General features: G+C 34.1%; 9 protein-coding genes. 5 read left to right on the top strand and 4 right to left on the bottom strand.

What is annotated here, in order from left to right; all coding sequences use genetic code 11:
* Nucleotides 1-8: 8 nt before the first annotated feature.
* Nucleotides 9-2,558, top strand: coding sequence for a CDP-glycerol glycerophosphotransferase family protein (locus tag IJ258_RS08070; protein WP_292805566.1), 2,550 nt, complete (start codon nucleotides 9-11; stop codon nucleotides 2,556-2,558).
* On the opposite strand, the gene IJ258_RS08065 is transcribed toward IJ258_RS08070, so the two are convergent.
* On the bottom strand, nucleotides 2,547-3,107 hold the full coding sequence (locus IJ258_RS08065; RefSeq protein WP_292805563.1) for a GNAT family N-acetyltransferase: 561 nt from the start codon (nucleotides 3,105-3,107) through the stop codon (nucleotides 2,547-2,549). The genes IJ258_RS08070 and IJ258_RS08065 overlap by 12 nt on opposite strands.
* Nucleotides 3,108-3,869 (bottom strand): nickel pincer cofactor biosynthesis protein LarB, encoded by a 762-nt coding sequence (larB, locus tag IJ258_RS08060; protein WP_292805560.1) that lies wholly within the window; start codon nucleotides 3,867-3,869, stop codon nucleotides 3,108-3,110.
* 56 nt (nucleotides 3,870-3,925) lie between these two features.
* On the opposite strand from larB, the gene hypF reads away from it, so the two are divergent.
* Nucleotides 3,926-6,178, top strand: a complete 2,253-nt coding sequence (gene hypF, locus IJ258_RS08055) for a carbamoyltransferase HypF (RefSeq protein ID WP_292805557.1) — start codon at nucleotides 3,926-3,928, stop codon at nucleotides 6,176-6,178.
* An 18-nt stretch (nucleotides 6,179-6,196) separates the two neighbouring features.
* On the opposite strand, the gene IJ258_RS08050 is transcribed toward hypF, so the two are convergent.
* On the bottom strand, nucleotides 6,197-6,772 hold the full coding sequence (locus tag IJ258_RS08050) for an ArsR family transcriptional regulator (RefSeq protein WP_292805554.1): 576 nt from the start codon (nucleotides 6,770-6,772) through the stop codon (nucleotides 6,197-6,199).
* A 246-nt stretch (nucleotides 6,773-7,018) separates the two neighbouring features.
* Between IJ258_RS08050 and IJ258_RS08045 the strand changes: the two genes are divergently transcribed.
* The 3 genes from IJ258_RS08045 to dnaJ all read left to right on the top strand — a co-directional run bounded on the left by IJ258_RS08045 (nucleotide 7,019) and on the right by dnaJ (nucleotide 10,756).
* Nucleotides 7,019-7,561 (top strand): nucleotide exchange factor GrpE, encoded by a 543-nt coding sequence (locus IJ258_RS08045; protein WP_292805551.1) that lies wholly within the window; start codon nucleotides 7,019-7,021, stop codon nucleotides 7,559-7,561.
* Nucleotides 7,562-7,604: 43 nt separating this feature from the next.
* Nucleotides 7,605-9,479, top strand: coding sequence for a molecular chaperone DnaK (gene dnaK / locus IJ258_RS08040; protein ID WP_292805548.1), 1,875 nt, complete (start codon nucleotides 7,605-7,607; stop codon nucleotides 9,477-9,479).
* A 137-nt stretch (nucleotides 9,480-9,616) separates the two neighbouring features.
* Nucleotides 9,617-10,756 (top strand): molecular chaperone DnaJ, encoded by a 1,140-nt coding sequence (gene dnaJ / locus IJ258_RS08035; RefSeq protein ID WP_292805545.1) that lies wholly within the window; start codon nucleotides 9,617-9,619, stop codon nucleotides 10,754-10,756.
* A 387-nt stretch (nucleotides 10,757-11,143) separates the two neighbouring features.
* Here dnaJ and IJ258_RS08030 read toward each other — a convergent pair whose 3' ends face one another.
* On the bottom strand, nucleotides 11,144-20,818 hold the full coding sequence (locus IJ258_RS08030) for an Ig-like domain-containing protein (protein ID WP_292805542.1): 9,675 nt from the start codon (nucleotides 20,816-20,818) through the stop codon (nucleotides 11,144-11,146).
* Nucleotides 20,819-20,850: the final 32 nt, after the last annotated feature.

The raw sequence follows: 20,850 nt of genomic DNA, 5'->3' as shown, positions 1-20,850 counted from the left end.
TGATTACATTGATTTTTTCAGTAATAATTCCTGCATACAATTCTGAAAAATGGATTGGTAAAAGTATTGAATCATTAATTAATCAGACATTAGATTTTGATAAAAATATCGAAGTGATAATAGTTAATGATGCTAGTTCAGACAATACTGACAAAATATGTCGGGAATACCTTTCAAAATATCCAAATAATCTAAAGTATATTGAAAATGATGTCAATAAAGGACCTGGGGCTTCAAGAAACATTGGTTTAAAATATGCCACAGGAGAATATATTAATTTTTTAGATAGTGATGACACCCTTTCAAAGAATACATTAAAAGATGTTTTGACTTTTTTTAATAATAACAAATCAACTGACTTGGTGGCCATACCCATTTTTTATTTTGAAAACAACAAAGGACCACATTACTTAAATTATAAATTTAATAAAACTAAAACTGTAAATTTACTTGAATTTCCAGAATATTATCAGTTATCCGGTCCAAGCAGTTTTATTCGAAAGAGTGCAATTAATAATATCAAATTTCCGGATATTGTCACTTCTGAAGATGTTGTTTTTATCAATGAAATACTGATTAATAATCCGAATATCGGATTATGCAAATCTGGAAAATATAACTATAGAAAACGTGAAGACAAATCATCCATCATTGATAATTCACAGTATAAAAAGGAATATTACACAGACAGGTGCAAAAATTATTTTAAATATCTAATTGATAAAAGTTTAGAGAAATTCGGTTTTGTTAGCGAATTTATTCAGAATGTCATATTATATGATATAAGATGGATGCTTGATGTTGATAATATCTCTGACATTTTAGATAAGGATGAAATAATCAATTTTAAGAATTCTCTTAAAAATGTCCTGAAATATATTGATGATGAGAATATCTTTAAACATAATATGATGAATAATGATTCCAAACTAAAAAGTTTTTTAATTAAATATGGGTCATTATCCTCTGAAATTATTGGTAAATTGAATTTTGATACAGTTTTCATTGATGTTTATGAAATTATCAATGACGAATTATATGTTTTGGCAAATATTCCAAATATCCGTGATAGAGACATTGAGGTTTATATCAATAATGAAAAAATTGAAACAAGACATGTCAGATTTCCTCAAAGGGATAAATACTGTATTGATGAATTATATGCCAAAGACTATTCATTTGAGTTTAAAGTGGATTTAGATAAGAATAAAACATATTCAATTGAATTTAAAAATAGCACAGATATTTTTAAAATCGATTTTTCAAGACCATGCAACTTTTCAAAGGTTGTAGGATATGCTAAAACTAAAAGTTATTTAAGTATTTTAAATGACAACAAAATCAATATTGAAAATAAAACTACATTTAAATGGCTAAAACAAGAAATCAAAACATTAACCCGCATGATTAAACAAAAAGACGTTGGATTTCATATTGGAGTCCCATTTAGAATTGCCTATATGTTACTTTATCCTTTCTTAAGAAATAAACACATATGGTTTTATATGGACCGTCCGGAAATATCTGATGACAATGGAATGCATTTATTCAAATATTCAGTTAATAAAGATCCAAATATCAAAAAGTATTTTATATTAAATAAAGATAGTCCTGATTTCAATGAGATGAAACAATATGGAGATGTTCTGGCATACAAATCCATTAAACATCGTATTTTAGGAATGTTTGTTGAAAATATAGTTACTTCCCATCCAGATAATGAAATTATTTATCCATTTTGGGGAAGATACCCATTTTTTGCAGGCCTTTTAAAATCAAATAATATTTTCCTGCAACATGGAATAATCAAAGACGATATTTCATCATGGTTAAATAAAACAAACATGAATTTATCTTTCTTTTTAACTAGTGCACGACTAGAATATGAATCAATTTTCAAATATCCTTACAATTATGATGAAAATGTTGTTAAGTTGTTGGGTCTACCTAGATATGACAACCTTGAAAATAACGAAGATAAAAAACAAATTATTATAATGCCTTCATGGAGGCGTTATTTAACTCGAAAATCAGAAGAGTTTATTAAAGAAAGTGAATATTTCAAAAAGTTCAACTCATTAATTAATAATGAAAAGCTGATAAAAAAAGCACAAGAATACGAATATGAAATAATTTTCAGACCACACCCTAAAGTTTATGATTTTATTGAATTGTTTGACAAAAATGAGTATGTGAAAATTGATTATGATAGAGTTAAATATCAAACCTTATTCAATAACGGATCCATTTTGATTACTGATTATTCATCCGTTGCTTTTGACTTTGCATACCTCTACAAACCTGTATTATATTACCAATACAGTGACGATTATCACTTTGATGTTGAAGAAAGTTTTTTTGACTATGAAAGCATGGGACTTGGAGAAGTCACCAGAAAAGAAGACAAGCTAGTTGATTTAATCATTGAATACATGGAAAATGATTGTAAAATTAAAAAAGAGTATGAAAATAGAATTAGGGAATTCTACTTGTATACTGATAAAAATAATTGTAAAAGAGTATATGATGCAATTAAAGAAATCCCATTAAAGGATTAATTCCATATTGCTCATTCCCCTTAAAAAACTTCCAATCTTAACCTGTTTTTTCTTAAATACCTGAAAACCCATTCGCTCATAAAGGGCTTTGGCACCGGAATTTCTAAAATCAGCATCCAATGTAACGCGATTGTAATCTTTTTTTCTGGCATAATCAATTGCATCAAGTAAAACGCTTTTGCCCAATCCCTGACCTCTAAGCGATTCGTCAATCGCAATTTCTGCAATATAAAAATCATTATCTTCAATATCACATAATACAAAATAATCCAGAACATCCACAATCCATAATCTTAAAGATTTCAAATAGAATTTGTGTGATGTTTTTGAGGTATATATTATCAGAATACCTATGATTTCATTATTTTCATTTAATATTACTTTAAAATAATCATCGATTTGTCTTTTATGGAGATCTTTTTCGATTGTCTTAACTGCTTTATCTGTATTTTTAAAAAGCATGTCAAATGTTCTAAAATCAACGTCATACACTAAACGAGCTACCTTTAATGTATCATGAACATCAGGATTAAAAGTTTCATATTTCATTCAATCACTATTCACTATTGTAAGGGCAAATACTCCTGCACCGAAACCATTGTCAATATTTACAACTGCTATTCCCGGAGCGCATGACTGAAGCATCGCATCAAGAGCAACTCTTCCACCTTCTCCAACACCGTATCCGATAGATGTAGGAACTGCTATAACAGGCACATCAACAAGACCTGCAACAACTGAAGGAAGTGCCCCTTCCATTCCTGCACAGACTATCAGGGCCCTTACACCTTCACTAATCATATGTGCGATTTGAGGAAATAGTCTATGAATTCCGGCCACACCAATGTCATATGAAGTGATTGCTTCACAACCCCCTTCTTCAACTATGACTCTTGCTTCTTCTGCAATGTTGATATCTGAAGTTCCTGCAGTTATAATACCAATTTTAGCAATCGGTTCTTTTTGAATAATTTCTTTTCTGATAACAAGAATTTGAGCTCGTTTGTTATAATCAAAAATCAATTCATCATCGTTTAAATCGTTGGTGATTTTTTCAAATCTTTCTTGTGACAATTTTGTTACTATTAAATCCTTATCGCTGTTTTTCAAGTAATTTTTTATTATTGCAATCAAATCTTCATAATCCTTACTTGGAGAGAATATTGCTTCTGGAAAACCTGTTCTATCTTCACGTTTAATATCAAATTTAGCAATATCATCAAACTCCAGAATATTATCTGCTTTTAGCAGTTTTTCTGCTTCATCAATATTAAGTTCCCCATCAACCAATCTTTCAAGAATATCTTTCATAATAATAATATTTAGGATAAAATTATATAAAATTTAACTTACAATATTATAATTTAATGAATGCTTTAATGATTTTAACCCAAGGTATTGTTCAAGGAGTGGGATTCAGACCATATGTATATAGACTAGCAAGTGATTTAAACTTGAAAGGACATGTTAGAAACCTTGGAAATGTAGTTGAGATAATTATTGAAGGAGAAAATACTGAAGATTTCGTCAAAAGACTTCCTGAAGAGTTACCTCCAATAGCAAAAATTGATTCAATGGAAGTTCGTGAAATCAAAGCAGAAAACCATACTGATTTTAAAATCATTGAAAGTGGAGATACATATTCAGGAGTTAGTGTAATCCCGCCAGACATTGCAATTTGCGAAAAATGCTTAGCTGAAATCAGAAATCCTAATGACAGACGTTATAAATATCCTTTCAATGCATGCACAGATTGCGGACCAAGATTTACAGTGATTGAAAGCGTGCCCTATGACCGTGTCCGCACATCAATGGATGAGTTCCCTTTATGCGATGACTGTTTAATAGAATACCAACAACCATTAGACAGACGTTATCATGGTGAGGCAATATGTTGCAGTGATTGCGGACCTCAAATGAGTTTTTATGATGGAAAAACCCGCGTTGAATGTGAAAATCCCATCAGAAAAGGTGCTGAAGTTTTAAGTAAAGGAAAGATATTGGCAATCAAAGGAATTGGTGGAACACACCTTGTAGTTGATGCATATAATGATGATGCAATAAAAGAGCTGAGAAAAAAATTAAACAGACCTAATCAGGCATTTGCGGTAATGTGCAGAGATCTTGAAAGTCTGGAAAAATATGCTGAGTTAAGCGAAAAAGAAATTAAAACCATTACTTCCAATAAAAGGCCAATTGTCATTTTAAAGAAAAAAACTGGTTACAGATTCCCAGAAAGTTTATCTCCGGGACTGCATAATATTGGAGTAATGCTTCCATACTCACCAATGCATTACTTATTATTCGATGAAAGCGAAATAGACACATTTGTCATGACTTCCGCCAACATTCCCGGCGAACCGATGATGATTGAAAACTCACAAATAATTAATGGAGTTAATGACTATTCACTTGTTCACAATCGTAAAATATTAAACAGATGCGATGATTCAGTTATCCGTTTTAGAAATGATGAGTTATCCTTTATCAGGCGTTCCAGAGGATACACTCCTGAACCTTATACCATCAATTATGATGTTAATGACTTAGATGTTCTTGCGTTAGGTCCTGAATTGGATGTGACATTTTCAATTGCCCGTGGAAATAAAGTTTATCCTTCACAACATATTGGAAACACCAATAAACCTAAAACATTGAAATTTTTACGTGAAGCCATTGAAAACATGCAGAGAATCACAAAAATCAATGAATTTGACGTGATTGCATGTGATATGCATCCTCATTTCTTTACAACCCGTTTAGCATATGAACTTGGTGAAAAATATGATGCGGAAGTCTTACCTGTACAACATCATCATGCACATACTGTAGCACTTGCAAATGACCACGGAATTGAAGAGATGATTTGCATTGCTGCCGATGGAGTGGGTTTCGGAAGCGACGGCACCAGCTGGGGAGGTGAAATTCTTTATACAGACATCAGCAGTTTTGAAAGATTAAGTCACCTGCAACCTCAATTAATGCCCGGAGGAGATGTTGCAACCAAATATCCTGTAAGAATGCTTGCAAGCATCCTAAATGACGATGATCTAATTAGACATTATGCAAATTACTTTAAATACGGAGAAATTGAAATAAAAAATATCAAAAAACAAATTAATTCAGGAATAAATGTCGGAATTACCACAAGTACAGGCAGGGTTCTTGATTCAATGGCTGCGGCATTAGAAATATGTCATGAGAGAACATACGAAGGAGAATGTTCCATGAAACTTGAATCTGCAGCATATTATTCAACAAATGAATTAGAAATTCCGGTAATCATTGAAAATAATCAGCTTAACACCACTGAGATATTGCGGGAAGTGGTAAGATTATATCAAAATGGTGCAAAAAAATCTGATGTTGCAGCTGCAGGCCAGATTGCTATTGCAAGCGGTTTGAGTGAACTGGCAATACAGGCGGCAGACAATAAGAATATCTCAGATATTGGCGCTACAGGCGGCGTATTTTACAACGAAGCCATAACAGACTGTGTTAAAAATTACATTGAAAACAACGGTTATAACTTCATACAACACCTAAATACCTGTGCCGGAGACGGATCTGTATCTTTAGGTCAGAGTATTGTTTGTAAAAAAAGTGAAAAAAATGTTTGAAAAAAGTTTCAAACAATATCATCTATTTTTCATGGTTCTTTCAAGAATATATTCGGCCCTTTCTTTCAAGTTACCATATAATCTAATTTGATTTTTCAACTCATCGATTGCTTCAAGTTGGCCATCATCAATTCTTTTTTCTATGTCCAATAATTTAGACCATTCATCACCTGATGGAAGTTGCAATGTATTGAGCATGTCGTCAGTGAATTGTACATCGAAGTTGTTTCTATTAATAGTAATATGGATGTTAACTTCATTCTGCAAATCATAATATTTACGCGGACGACCTCTTAAAATCTTTTTATAAGAAGAATTCAGTATACCTATGTCTTCCATAGCACGCAAATGAGCAATGATTGCTTTTTGACCTATATCCAACTCATTTGAAATTTCACTTACAAACATAGGTTCTTCTCTTAAAAGATTTATAATGTCTCTTCTAGTTTTACAACCCATTACATCAAGGATGTCTTCCACATCAATGTCATCTGCACAGTCATTGTAGTTGGTTCTTAATTCTATATGACCTTTTGACAAATTAACATTTTTACGTGGTTTTTCATTTTTCTCAATGTTGTTTGTATTAGTCATGTTTATACATTTTGTATCGAAACCTTTATATAACTTTTTGTTACTATAATAATGTAAGAGAAAGATAACTTTTGGTTACTTTAATATTTGGTTCAGAAAAACTTGAAGTAATAACTCTTAAATGATGAACCATTTTCCTATATGTCCATAAATTCCCAAAAAACCAATATTAAAAACTAAAAGTTTAACTTCTCGGTTAAGAGCTATTACTGAGGTTTTTCTAAAAACCTAAGGAAAGGTGTAACTATGACTGATGAAAATAAAAGCGAAACTGAAGTTAAAACAGAGGATATTCAAGAAAATTTTGAGGAAATTCTTGAAGAGAAAAATCAGGAAATAGAACAGCTCAAAAAAGACCTTGAAAAATCCCAAGGTGAAACTCAAGAATATATCTCACTATCACAAAGACTTCAAGCAGATTTTGAAAACTTCAAAAAAATAACTGACAAAAGAAACAAAGATCTCGTAAAATTCGCAAATGAAAATCTTATAAAAGAATTCCTAGACTGCTACGAGGACTTCGGTAGAGCTTTAGAAACAGAGAATGATGAAGATTTAAGAAATGGTATAGAACTCATATACAATAAATTTACAGATGTACTTAAAAAAGAAGGTATTGAAGAAATCCCAGCAAAAGGAGAAAAATTCGACTTAAACAAACATGAAGCATTAATGGTTCAAGAGTCCGATGATGTTGAAAACGGATATATCATTGAAGAATTAATGAAAGGATACATGTACAAAGATAAAGTTCTTAAATATTCAAAAGTTATAGTTTGTAAAAAATAATGTTTATTAAATAATATATTAAAAAAAATTAAGGTGATTAATTATGTCTGATACTAAAAAAGAAAAAATTATTGGAATCGATTTAGGTACTAGTAACTCCGCAGCATCCGTACTTGTAGGGGGAAAACCAACTACAATCCCATCCGCTGAAGGAGCAAGTCAATACGGTAAATCATTCCCAAGTTATGTTGCATTTACAGAAGACGGTCAAATGTTAGTCGGTGAACCAGCAAGAAGACAAGCAGTAACCAACCCTGAAAATACCATCAGTGCAATCAAAAGAAGCATGGGTACTGATCACAAAGTTACTGTAAACGGAAAACAATACTCCCCACAGGAAATTTCCGCATTCATCCTACAAAAAATCAAAAAAGACGCAGAAACCTTCCTCGGCGAACCAATTGAAAAAGCTGTAATTACCGTACCTGCATACTTTGACGACAACCAAAGAACCGCAACAAAAGATGCAGGAACCATTGCTGGTCTTGACGTTGTAAGACTCGTAAACGAACCAACCGCAGCAAGCCTCGCATACGGTCTTGACAAAGCAGAAGAAGATGACATGAACATCATGGTTTACGACCTCGGTGGAGGTACCTTAGACGTAACCATTATGGAGTTCGGTGGAGGAGTATTTGAAGTAAGATCCACCAGCGGAGACACCCAACTCGGTGGTACCGATATGGATAATGTATTAATCAAATACTTAGCTGATGAATTCAAAGCTCAAGAAGGTATTGACTTAATGGATAACGATCAAGCAGTACAAAGATTAAGAGAAGCTGCTGAAAAAGCTAAAATTGAATTATCCACCACTACCACAACTGAAGTTAACTTACCTTTCATTGCTATGGGAACTGATGGAACTCCTAAAAACTTAATCATTACACTTACAAGAGCTAAATTAGAAGAGCTCGTTGATTCAATTGTTGAAAAATCAGGTAAACCAATGCAACAAGCATTAGATGACGCTAAAATGAGCAAATCCGAAATCGATAAAATCATCTTAGTCGGTGGACCTACCAGAATGCCAATCGTACAAAAATATGTTGAAAAATTCATAGGAAAACCAGTTGAACGTGGAATTGACCCAATGGAATGTGTATCCATGGGTGCTGCTATTCAAGGAGGAGTATTGGCTGGTGAAATTAAAGACATCGTTCTTTTAGACGTAACCCCATTATCCTTAGGTATTGAAACCTTAGGTGGAGTATCAACCACTTTAATTGAAAGAAACACTACAATTCCAACTAAGAAAAGCCAAGTATTCTCCACTGCTGCAGATAACCAACCTTCAGTAGACATTAATGTTTTACAAGGGGAAAGAAAAATGGCAGCAGACAATACCTCTTTAGGTCGTTTCCAATTAGTAGGAATCCCACCTGCACCAAGAGGAGTTCCACAAATCGAAGTAACATTCGATATTGACGCAAACGGTATTATCAATGTAACTGCTAAAGACAAAGGAACCGGTAAAGAACAAGCAATTACCATTACTTCCTCAACCAAATTGTCCGATGAAGAAATCGAACAAAAAATCAAAGAAGCAGAAATGAATGCTGAAGCAGATGCAAAAAGACAAGAAGAAATTGAAATCAGAAACAATGCAGACTCATTAATTTACACTTCAGAAAAAACCTTAGATGAACTCAAAGATCAAGTATCTGAAGATGAAAAAACTAAAGTCGAAGGACTTGTAGCTGAATTAAGAGAACTCATAGCTGGCGATGACGTTGATGCCATTAAAGCAAAATCCGATGAATTATCAAATGTAGTTCAAGAGATTGGAGCTAAAATCTACCAACAGGCACAAGCTGAAGCACAAGCTCAACAACAAGCAGGAGCTGACCCTAACGCAGGTGCTAATGATGGTGATGATGACACAATTGATGCAGACTATGAAGTAAAAGACGATTAGAATTAAATAATACAGTTTTATTAAATTGTTTAGGTTAATAAATAAAAATCAGAATCAGAATCAAAAAACAGTTAAACTAACAATTAAAATAAAACTATTATTTTTTTCTATTATTTATTATTTTTTAAGGTGAATAAATGGCAGACAAGCGTGACTATTATGATGTTCTAGGCGTGGATAAAAACGCTGATGAAAAAACAATTAAAAAAGCTTATCGTAAATTAGCTAGAAAATACCATCCAGATGTTTGCGATGAACCTGATGCAGAAGATAAGTTCAAAGAAGTGAGTGAAGCTTATGCTGTCTTGTCTGATGATGAAAAACGTCAAAGATATGATCAATTTGGTCATGCAGGAATGGATGGATTTACTGCAGAAGACTTCTATCAAAATGTGAACTTCGAAGACATATTCCAAGGATTTGATATTGGAAATATTTTCGACATGTTCGGTTTCGGCGGAGGATCACGCTCCAGACAAAGAGCCGGACCACAAAGAGGCTCAGACATATATACAGAAGTACCTATTTCTCTTGAAGAGGCATTCAACGGTTGCGAAAAAGAAATCAAAATCACAAGAAGCGAACTGTGCCCAACATGCCACGGTTCAAAATCAAAACCTGGATCAGACCCTGAAACATGTAAAACATGTGGCGGAACAGGCCAAATCAAGGAAGTCAGCAACACATTCCTCGGTCAAATGGTCAATGTCAGACCATGCAGAGAATGTGGCGGAACCGGTAAAATAATTACCGACCCTTGTGATGACTGTCACGGAAAAGGAAGCAAAAGAAAAACAAAAACAATCAAAATTGAAATTCCCGAAGGAGTCGATGAAGGCAACCACTTAAGAGTTTCAGGCGAAGGAAACTGCGGTGAACAAGCTGGCCTTGAAGGAGATTTAATAGTAACAGTTCATGTAAAAGGACACAGGCAATTCACACGTGAAGGCGACCACATATACATGGAACAGCAAGTAAGTTTCCCACAGGCAGCGTTAGGTGATGTCTTAAGCATTCCTACAATTGAAGGAAAAGAGGTTGAATTTAAAATCACACCGGGAACACAAAGCGGAACAGTATTCAAATTAAGAGGTCAAGGAATGAACTCCGTAAGACACTCAGGTAGAGGAAACATGTACGTTACCGTGAACGTTGTAGTTCCTAAGAAATTAAATTCAAAACAGAAAAAACTGCTTAAGGAATTCGCTGAAATCAGCGGAGACGAAATTAAGCATGTTAAAAAAGGACTCTTCGACAGGGTCAAGGATGCAATGTAAATTAGTTTCCTACTAATTTACTTCCACTATTTTTCTTATTTTCAGACTCGATTAAACGAGTGTTTTAATATTTTACTTTTACATTATTGATGATAACATCCATAATTCAATATGCTCATTGTTAAAAAATATATTACATCCACTGTGATATAGATGAAGTCTCTCCAATATACGGATTATTATTTTTTAATGAATACAAGTAATTACTGGATTGGAAATTACTAGTACAATACATCAATAGAGAGTTAATTAAACATTAAGTAATTGTAAAAACCATATTTAAAATCAACATCAAATGCGATATAAGCAATTAGTTTTTTAAAAAGCAGAATTATGAATTGAGTAATCTATATGAAAAATAAAAAAAGTAATAGAGATTAAAAATCCCTATTTTTTAACAGTCACTTTTTTAGTAATTTTAGTTTTCAAGTAGGAAACATTGAATTTATATTTTTTACCTTTCTTGAGTTTTTTAATTACTTTTTTCTTAATGGTTACTTTAGCTACACCTTTCTTGTTTGTTTTGGCAACGTATTTTTTACCTTTGAACTTAAAGGTGATTTTTTTGCCTTTTACAGCCTTACCATTGATTTTTAAAGTTGCTTTAAGTACAAGTTTTTTAGCGGATTTTTTAACTTTCATGTTTTTAGATTTTAAAACAATCTTATCCACTTTTGGTTTAGGGACAACTTGATTAACAACTTTCAAATTAGCAGCTCCGTTAAATGCATTATATTTAGCATCACCAAGATATTGGTAAGTCAATTGTTTGTCACCTGCAGCCAAACCCGCAACATTAACATTAGCAACACCATTTTCAATGGATGCATAATATTTGTTTCCGTCAACATCAACTAAAACAATACCTGTTGCATCTTTAGGTAAATCAATAGCAATATTAGTTGCTTTACCCGCAACAATGCTGCTTGGAGCATTCACATTTGCAGAAGGAGTTACTTTAGCAACATTACCATTAATATTTTTCTGGAATGAATCGTATTTACCATCTCCTGAATATTCAACAGAGATATCATGATCTCCTGCAGACAAGTTGGAAATAGGTACACTTGCAGTACCATTTATAACAGGAACAGTGATTTCATTACCATCAATATTAACGGTCAAATTACCTTCAGCATCACTAGGCAACGCAATGGATATTTCATTGTCTCCAGTAGTCAATTCATCCGGAACATTGATATTTGGATTAACAGTAACATCACGTGAAACGCTTGATTTTTTATAATCATCATCACCAGAGTATGTTGCAGTAATCTTGTGATCTCCCATTGACAGGTTATCTAATGGGATTCTTGCAGTACCGTTTACAACAGGAACGGTGACATTAGTCTCATCATCTATTGTTACAGTTACATTACCAGTTGCATCGCTTGGCAAGCTAATAGTTATTTCACCATCATTATATGGTACTTCATCAGGAATGTTGATATTAGCATCGACAGTAATTTCACCAGTCACTGTTTTTGCAGGATACTTCTCATCACCGGAATATTTTACAGTGACTTCATGAGTACCATAATCCAATGCTGATGCGTTGACATATGCCACACCATCTTCAACTGTTGCATTGAATGTTTTATCACCGATGATTACAGTCACGTTTCCTTCAGCGCCGTCAGGTAAATTGATTTCAATAATTGAATCCTCACCATATAAAGAGTCCCCATCAATAGTGATGTCATAGATTACGTTAAAGCTTTCTGTTGACTCAGCACCATGATAATTGTCATCACCTGAGTAAACAACTTTAACTGTGTGTGTTCCATTAGTCAAGTCTGAAACTGTAATGTATGCGGAGGAATCTATTAAATCGTAAGTTTCACCTTCATTGTCATCAATATAAACTGTCACAGATCCGGTAGCTCCGTCAGGCAATGTCACTTCAATATAGGCGTCTTCACCTAATTGAATAGATTCAACATTTATTTGAGGAACTGTTTGTAACTTATTGACTATTACAGTGACAGTGGTTTCAGCTTCATTGAATACTTCATCACCGGAATATTTTACAGTGAATGTGTGAGTACCGTTAGCCAAACCGGAAATGGATATGATGGCCTGGCCTTCATTGATTTCGCCATAATATTTACCATCAACAACCACTGAACCTTTAGCGGTTTCATTAAGTGTAACAATGATTTCAACAACATCGCCCACATCTATAGGATCAGCACTAGCTGTTATATCTACATCCAATTTTTCAATTGTGAATTGGGTTACATGACTAACCACTCCATTATAGATTACCACTAGGTTATGGTCCCCATATGATGTGTTTTCAAGAGAGTAGATTGCATTACCGTCAACGAGAGGCAGTGTTTTTACTTCATCATCAACAATGACTATTATCTCTCCTGTTGCTCCAGGAGCTGAAATGGTTATTGTGGAATCCTTGGTGATTTCGCTTCCTACATCCAATTTTACATCCACATTAAGTGGAGTTACATTAAAGTCTGCGGTTGTGCGTGCAGGAGCATATTTATCATCACCGCTGAAAGTGATTGTTGCAGTGTTTTCTCCAACTTTGAGTGCTGGAATTTCTGCCACATATTTTCCATCGGCTAATCTTGCACCATAATTAATTCCGTCGACTGTTACAGTCACAACACCTTTTGCATCATTTGGAATGCCTGAAATGATAATGGATATGTTGTTTCCTGCTGTTGCATTAATGGCATATGCAGTGATGTCCAGTTCATTTTTAGTTACCTCGAATGATTTTGAAACTGATTCCGCAATATAATTCATTCCCTCATAAGTGATTGTGAATGTGTAATTGCCTTCTTTTAAATCAACCAGTTCAAATACGGCTTTGTTGCCAGATATTGTTTGTAGTTTAATGTTTCCATTTAATTCTAATTTTACAGTAGCATTTTCATCACATTCTGTGAATTCAACTTCGACTGTTTGATTATTGCCCACTTTAACAGTTTCATCATATTTAACTATTGGAACTGTTTGTTTTTTAGTCACATTGAATGCAGTTTCATTACGAGCAACATTATAGTTTTCATCACCATTATAAGTAACTATGATAGTGTATTCTCCAGCATTCAAAATACCTAAGTCAAGTTTAGGATCATTGACATATACAGTGTACGGTTTATTATTAACCAATACAGTGAAATTACCAGTTGCCTTATCTGAAGTTAAAGCAAATGTGATTGTTTGTGGTTTGCCGTATTCGACAGATTCTGCAACGGTTGTGATGTTTGTGAATGTCTTATCCACTGTGAAAATAAATTCAGCGATATCGCTTGAATAATAGTTTTCATCACCATTATATTGGAATTTGGAAATGTAGCTTCCAACAGCCAAGTCATCACCGACTCTTAATGTTGCATTACCCTCCACCAAATCAACAGTGTATGGAACATTATTAATCCAGATTGTAATGTTACCTGTAGGAGTTACATCCTCCTTACCTTCAACAGTAATGTTTACTGTACCGTTTTGCCATCTAATAGCATTGGTTACTTCAGAAGACATTCCTTCAATGTCATGTTGGAATACCAATGAGAGGGTTAAGCTTCCAACTGTAGCTGTTACTTTTTCACCAACTCTTAATGTTTTCTCCAAGATTGCCTCTGCAACACCATTGTCGAGTCTGACTGTGGATGGGTTGAGGTTGTCTGAGAAAATAACATCAGCATTCAAATCAGTGTAACTGCTGCCGTCATTCAAAGTGTTCAATGTTGCTTTAAACACGCTGCTTTCATTATCGAAGGTCATCACTATCCAATTGTTCGGTGTAATTTGAATATGACTGAAGTCCGGATTGTTTGAAGACCAGAAGTTGTAATCCAGATTACCCTCTTTAATTTTAATCCAATCCCACCTGATGTTGAAATCCATATTGGATATCACACAATTGTTCATGTTTAATGATTTTGCTTCAATGAAAGTGGAGTATGTGTCCTGAGTTCCTATGATGTTTGTGAAAACGGAATTTGTAATTATGACGTCGGCACCTGCACCAAATGCACTGGAACTGTCAACAAGAAGATCACTGTATGCTTTAATATTGTTGAATGTTGAATTGTCAATGTAAATTTTATTCTTAGCATTGCTTAATCCCTGGTTTACACCATCAGTCGCTATTACTCCTCCACTATGATGAGATACAACATTATCGAAATGGGAGTTAGTAATGTTCAATGAGACGTCCCAATCCTTCAAGTAGATTGCTGCACTTTTACCGTTTTGCTCATAAATATTTGTAAATGTGGAATTGATAATATCCAAACTGTCGGCATCAACAACATTTATAAGAGAACCGTAAGTTGAAGAGGATGCTGCTGAATTGTTGAAAGTTAAGTTGATGAAACGAACATTGACCTTATTAATTGTGAACATTGATGTTCTAGTCATTTCAGCATCAATTACTGCATCATTACCAATTATGTCAACATCAATCATTTTTGATGAGGAATATGTAAGGCCAATATTATCTGATCCTTTGAATATGCCATTAAGAACAATTGTTCCATTTCCTTTCATGAGTGAAAATGCTTTTTTAATAGATTTGAATGGATTTTCACTAGATCCATTTCCATTTTCATCATCACCTTCAGAGGCATTGACATAAATAACATTAATAACAGTGTACATTGATTTAATAGTTGTGTTAACTTTATTGAAGTTTACATCACCAGTATATTCAACATAAACATCATGCACGCCACTCGGCAAATCAGCACCAATATTGTAAGTTGCTTCACCATTATCATCTAATTTTACTCTTTTATTTACATTTTTAGAGATAATTGTTACGTTTCCAATCGGAATTACTCCATTTACCGGATTAACTTTGATTGAGATAATGTCATCATTACCAACGAGAATTGTTGCTCCGCCTGTCACATCTAATGTTGTATTAACAGTTTTAATGATAAATGAAGAGTTTTTAGATGCGAACAAGTAATTTGCATCACCGTCATAGTAAACATTGATAGTGTAGTTTCCTGCAGTTAAATTATATCCTATGTCAAATGTCAATTTACCGTTTTCAGCATAGGCAGTGTAAACGATATCTCCAATTGTTACATTGAATTTACCGGTGATTTGTTCTTCATCCAAGCCGGTTACATTAACGTTAACGGTAATGTTTTTACCTAATTCACAGGTTTCAGGATTTTCAATTTCAATTGTTGGCATTTCCATTCTTTTAACTGTCAGTTGAGAAGATGTAGTAGATGCATTTAAGTAATTGTCATCACCTTCATATTTGATTTCAGCAGTGTAAGTTCCTTTTGTAAGAGTGTCTCCAATATCGAAACTTGCCTTGCCAGCATTCAATTGAACAGTTTTTTCTATATTACCTATTTTAACTGTTATGTTTCCACTTGGAGCAAATGTAGGAGTGTATGTACCTTCAACAGGTTCTTGACCTAATTTGCTAATAATCACATCATCAACAATAGTTGTTGAAGCCTGCTTAGTATAAAATCCAAAGTAAAGGTTATCAGCAGTTACAGAAGCGGTTCCCATGAGATTACCGTTTACATAAAATGCCATTTGCCTATTTTCAATGGTTATTTTAAATATATCCCCTTCTTTTGGTGCTGCAAATCCATTAAATTTAGTGGAACCAGATTTACCCCAAAATGTATAAGTTGATCCAGAATGAGATAAATAACCAATATTGCTTGACCAGGTTTTACCGGTAAATGCATATAATCTGAAGTTGGTTGAACTTACATATTTAAATTCGAATTGACTTCCCGCTTCAGGGAATATGATTGCAGCGTCGCTTCTTAAATATGATTGAGATGAAATTTTAACACCATTGGAGACTATGCTAGTAGTAACCCAATTTGCATAAGTACTTGAGGTGGATACTTTAACCAAACTGGAGGTACTTGTTGAAGTCTTGTCAATGCTGAACAGTGGTTTATCATAATAATAGACTACACCTTCAGGAGTTACTGTTACAGTCATTGTAACGTTGTTTCCTTCATCAATTGTGTCTCTTGCCAATTCAGCACTTACATCCACATCAAATTTTGGGACATTTAGATACAATTTTGTAGTGACATTATTGAATTTGCTGTCACCACTATACTTTATCACGATTTCATTAGGACCCATAGGCAAATCTCCATCAACAGGGAAGTAATTTCTACCGTTGTTTAAAATTTTAGTTACATCATTTCCATTAATAGTTACTGTAACCTCACCAGTTGGAGTTGTAAAATCATTTAAAACATTGATAAATATATAAGTGGATATTCCTTTGTATACGGTATCATTATCAAGAGTTATTGTAGGATTTAATTTTTCAACTTTAAACACTGAATCTAATTTAACTCTTTCTGAATCCGCATAGTTTTCATCACCATTGTATTTAATATAAACATTATACTCTCCACCACCAAGGTCATAACCTAAGTCAATAGTTCCTTCACCATTTTCATCCAAGTTAATAGTATACATTGTACTGTTCAACCATAGAGAAACTGTCATAGTAGGTACGGTTCCTTCAATTCCAGTCAATTTTACACTAATTGTACCGTTTACCCCAACAGTTGCATTAGAAACAACATTTCCTGAAAATTCTTTGATTGTTGGTTTAACTGTAAAGGATATAGTTTGTGAATCGATTGTTGCGGTAGCTGCATAACTGTCGCCAATGCTCAATTCATCATCCAATACTATGGTTGCTACCCCATCTTTAGTGTTTACAATATTTGAAACTTCATTGATTGTAATGATGGCTTGTCTAATTGGGATTGAAACAGACTCTTCCACAGGAGTTTCATCATTTAAAGTGTTGATTGTGGCTGAAACTTTTTTACCATCAATTGAATAGCTTAATACAAGCCAGTTAGTCAAGGTTACACCAACAGAAGTTGGATTATTGGTTCCCCACCAATTAGCTTGGTAATTTGCAGATCCTCCGACGGTTTGAGCGTCTGTTCCCACAAATGCATTATAATTGACGATTGCATCTGCATCAGTTACTCTCATAGTGTTTGGAGCTGAAGTAGCAGTGTTTCCTTCGAAAATGTTTCCTTTTATTATACCAGTTTTGATTAATAAAGCTCCAGCGACTAGTTCCCCACTACCTCCTGTACGGATAGCTGAATTTCTAATGAATCTTGAATTCAGAATGTTTGTAGTAGCGGTTGTGGTATATATTGCTCCACCTCCACCACCGACACTAGAAGAGGAATAAGAATATCCATTATATACATTTCCTTCGAATAATGAATTATCCACATTTAATGAACCGCCATTCAAGTAAATAGCAGCTCCCCCTCCTAAAGCGGAATAGTCTGTTTTGGTTAAAGTGTTGTTGATAAAGCTACTGTTTATAACAGTTACCTGTGCATTATTAGCGGATAATGCTGCACCAGTTAAAGCAGTTACCTTATTGTCAATGAGAGTAACATTGATTAAAGTCAATGAGCCACCATTAATGTAAATGGCCGCACCGCCTGGAGAAGCAACAGACCCGCTTGTTAAAATCATGTTTTTCAATGTCACATCTGCATTTGCAATGTTGAAGATCCTAACTTTATTTCCACTTGCATCAGTTGCATTGATTGTGAATCCATGACCATCGATTGTGATGCTTTTATCGATTACAATACCGTTTTTATAAGTAGTTTCTTCATTAATATTCACTTCATTTAATTTTACTCCATTTTCCAAATCAATGACATCATTTTCATTAGCGTCTTTGATTTTAGAGTCTAATTGAGCGAAATTATCATGATCAGAATCAATTGGTTTTAAAGTGTAATCTGTGCTAACTTCTGAAACTTTTATTGAAACATTATAATTTGAGTCATATGTAACAGCTTTATCAAATTCGACAGTTGCAATGCCGTTTTCAAGAGTTGTTTCTTTTACAACATCATCCCAAGAAACGGTGACCGGCAATGTTGGGAATTTTTCAGGGTTTGGAGCATTTGCACCATTGTTTAAAGTTGTGAATGATACCTTGATTAAAGTATCGTCATTTGTAATGTTCATTACAATCCAGTTATTTAATGTTACTCCAACATTTTCAGGAGCATTGGTTTTCCACCAGTTATAATCGAAGTTACCTGTTCCGGAAACTGTTTGTCCGTTAGAGAATACATTATAATTAGCACTAGCCTCACTTCCAAGAGTCACTGCACCTGCGGAATTGCCTTCAAAAATAGAGCCTTCAATAGTACCTTTTTCAATTTGAACTGCACCGGCAGAGGTTGCAGTATTTTTCACAAATGTAGAATTTACAATATTGACGTTACCATCAGCTGAATAAACTGCTCCACCGTTTGTTGCATTGTTTTCAGTGAAAGTAACTTTATTTAAAGTTAATGTTCCATCATCAACAAGGATAGCTCCACCATTATCGGCAGAAGCACCAGTCAATATTATATCTCTTAATGTTACGGTTGCGCCATTAACTATTTTGAATATTCTTACTTTATTTCCATTAGCATCGGTTGCATTAATTGTTAAACCATGCCCATCTATAGTTATATCTTTGTCTATTGTGATACCCTGTGCGTAGGTAGTTTCTTCACCAGTCACGCCAGTGTTTAGTTGGAAATCACCTTTTACATCATAGGTTTCTCCTGCAGGAGTATTTAGGATATAACTTTCTAGTTCAGCGAAACTTTTGACTTTATCATTTACAACAAAACTTAAAGATTGATTATTAACTGTGGCGACAACAGTATTGCCTGCATAATCTGTAATTGGCCCATCTAATGTTAATGTTCCAATACCTTTAACAATTTTAACCTTTTTAGTTTCACCTAAACCGGTTATTGTAGCTTCCATAGTTGGCAATAATGCTAAATCACCTAATTCGGTGCCATCATTGAGTTTAGTCAATTTTACTACAACATTATTGTCATCATGTTCAATAGTCATGACCATCCAATTGGTCAAATCAAGGCCAACATCGCTTGGTTCATTTGTTCCCCACCAGTTGTAATACCAGTAATAATCCTTATTTTCATTTACATATTGATTCTTGCTAATTTTACCGTCAGTAAATGCATTGTGATGTATTTCCCCACCACTTTCAAACTGAGCAGATACTGAGTCATCAGCCACATTGCCTTCAAATAGACAACCTGTTACGACATAATCAGTTCCTCTGAAGTAGAGTGCAGAAACAGAATGTGCAGAATTATCTCTAAAAGTAGTATTTACAACCATAGAACTGCGAGCGTTCGGAATCGCATAAACTGCACCTGCAATAGCTCTTGCGGCATCACAAGTCAATCTGTTGTTAACGAATTCAGAGTTGGCAATTGATACAATAGAATTTAATGAAGCAATTGCTCCACCCCCTGCCTGATTTGAAATTTTACCGAAAATAGCTTCGTTGTTTTCGAAAAGAGTTCCATCAACATATATGCTGGAACTTCCTTGATTGGCATTTATTGCAGCTCCACCACCTGCAGTATTTGGAGCCTGGTCATGTTTAAGGGTGTTGTTTACAAAGGATCCTCCTGTAACATTAACTGTACCTCCATTATAGACCATCACTGCAGCTGAACCGATTTTATTGTTTGCGGTCATCTGTGCATAATTGTTAATGAAGTTTACATTAATCAATGTTAAGTATCCTCCGTTTACAGTAATTGCACCACCTATTTGATTACCATCACCTATATAGCTTGCGCCAGTGATAGTTAAATCTTTCAAGGTTACGTGAGCCCCTGAAGCAATGGTAAACAAGCGAACTTTGTTTCCATTTGCATCGGTTGCATTAATCGCCTGATTGTAACCGTTGATGGTTAAGTCTTTACTTATTGTCATTCCATTCGCATATGTTGTTTCTTCACCAGAGGTTCCTCCATTTAATGTCACGTTTGTGTTTAAATGAATTGTTCCTCCAGCGTCAACATTTTGTATTGCATTGTCGAGTGCAGCGAAATTTTCATCATCTACATCGACTTCTTCCTCGTTTAAAATATCATTTTCCAGATTATCAGAGCCTAAATCATCTGCAGCTTCATCTGATGCAATTAAATCATCTGAATCTGTTGCGGATACTGATCCGAGTATCAGGAAAACTAATAATATCATTCCAAGGAACGATAGTGATTTCTTAATAATCT

This window comes from Methanobrevibacter sp. (assembly GCF_017468685.1).
Taxonomy (GTDB): Archaea; Methanobacteriota; Methanobacteria; order Methanobacteriales; family Methanobacteriaceae; genus Methanocatella.
The sequence above is the reverse complement of the archived record's forward strand: the minus strand, read 5'-3'. Positions and strand labels throughout refer to the sequence as shown.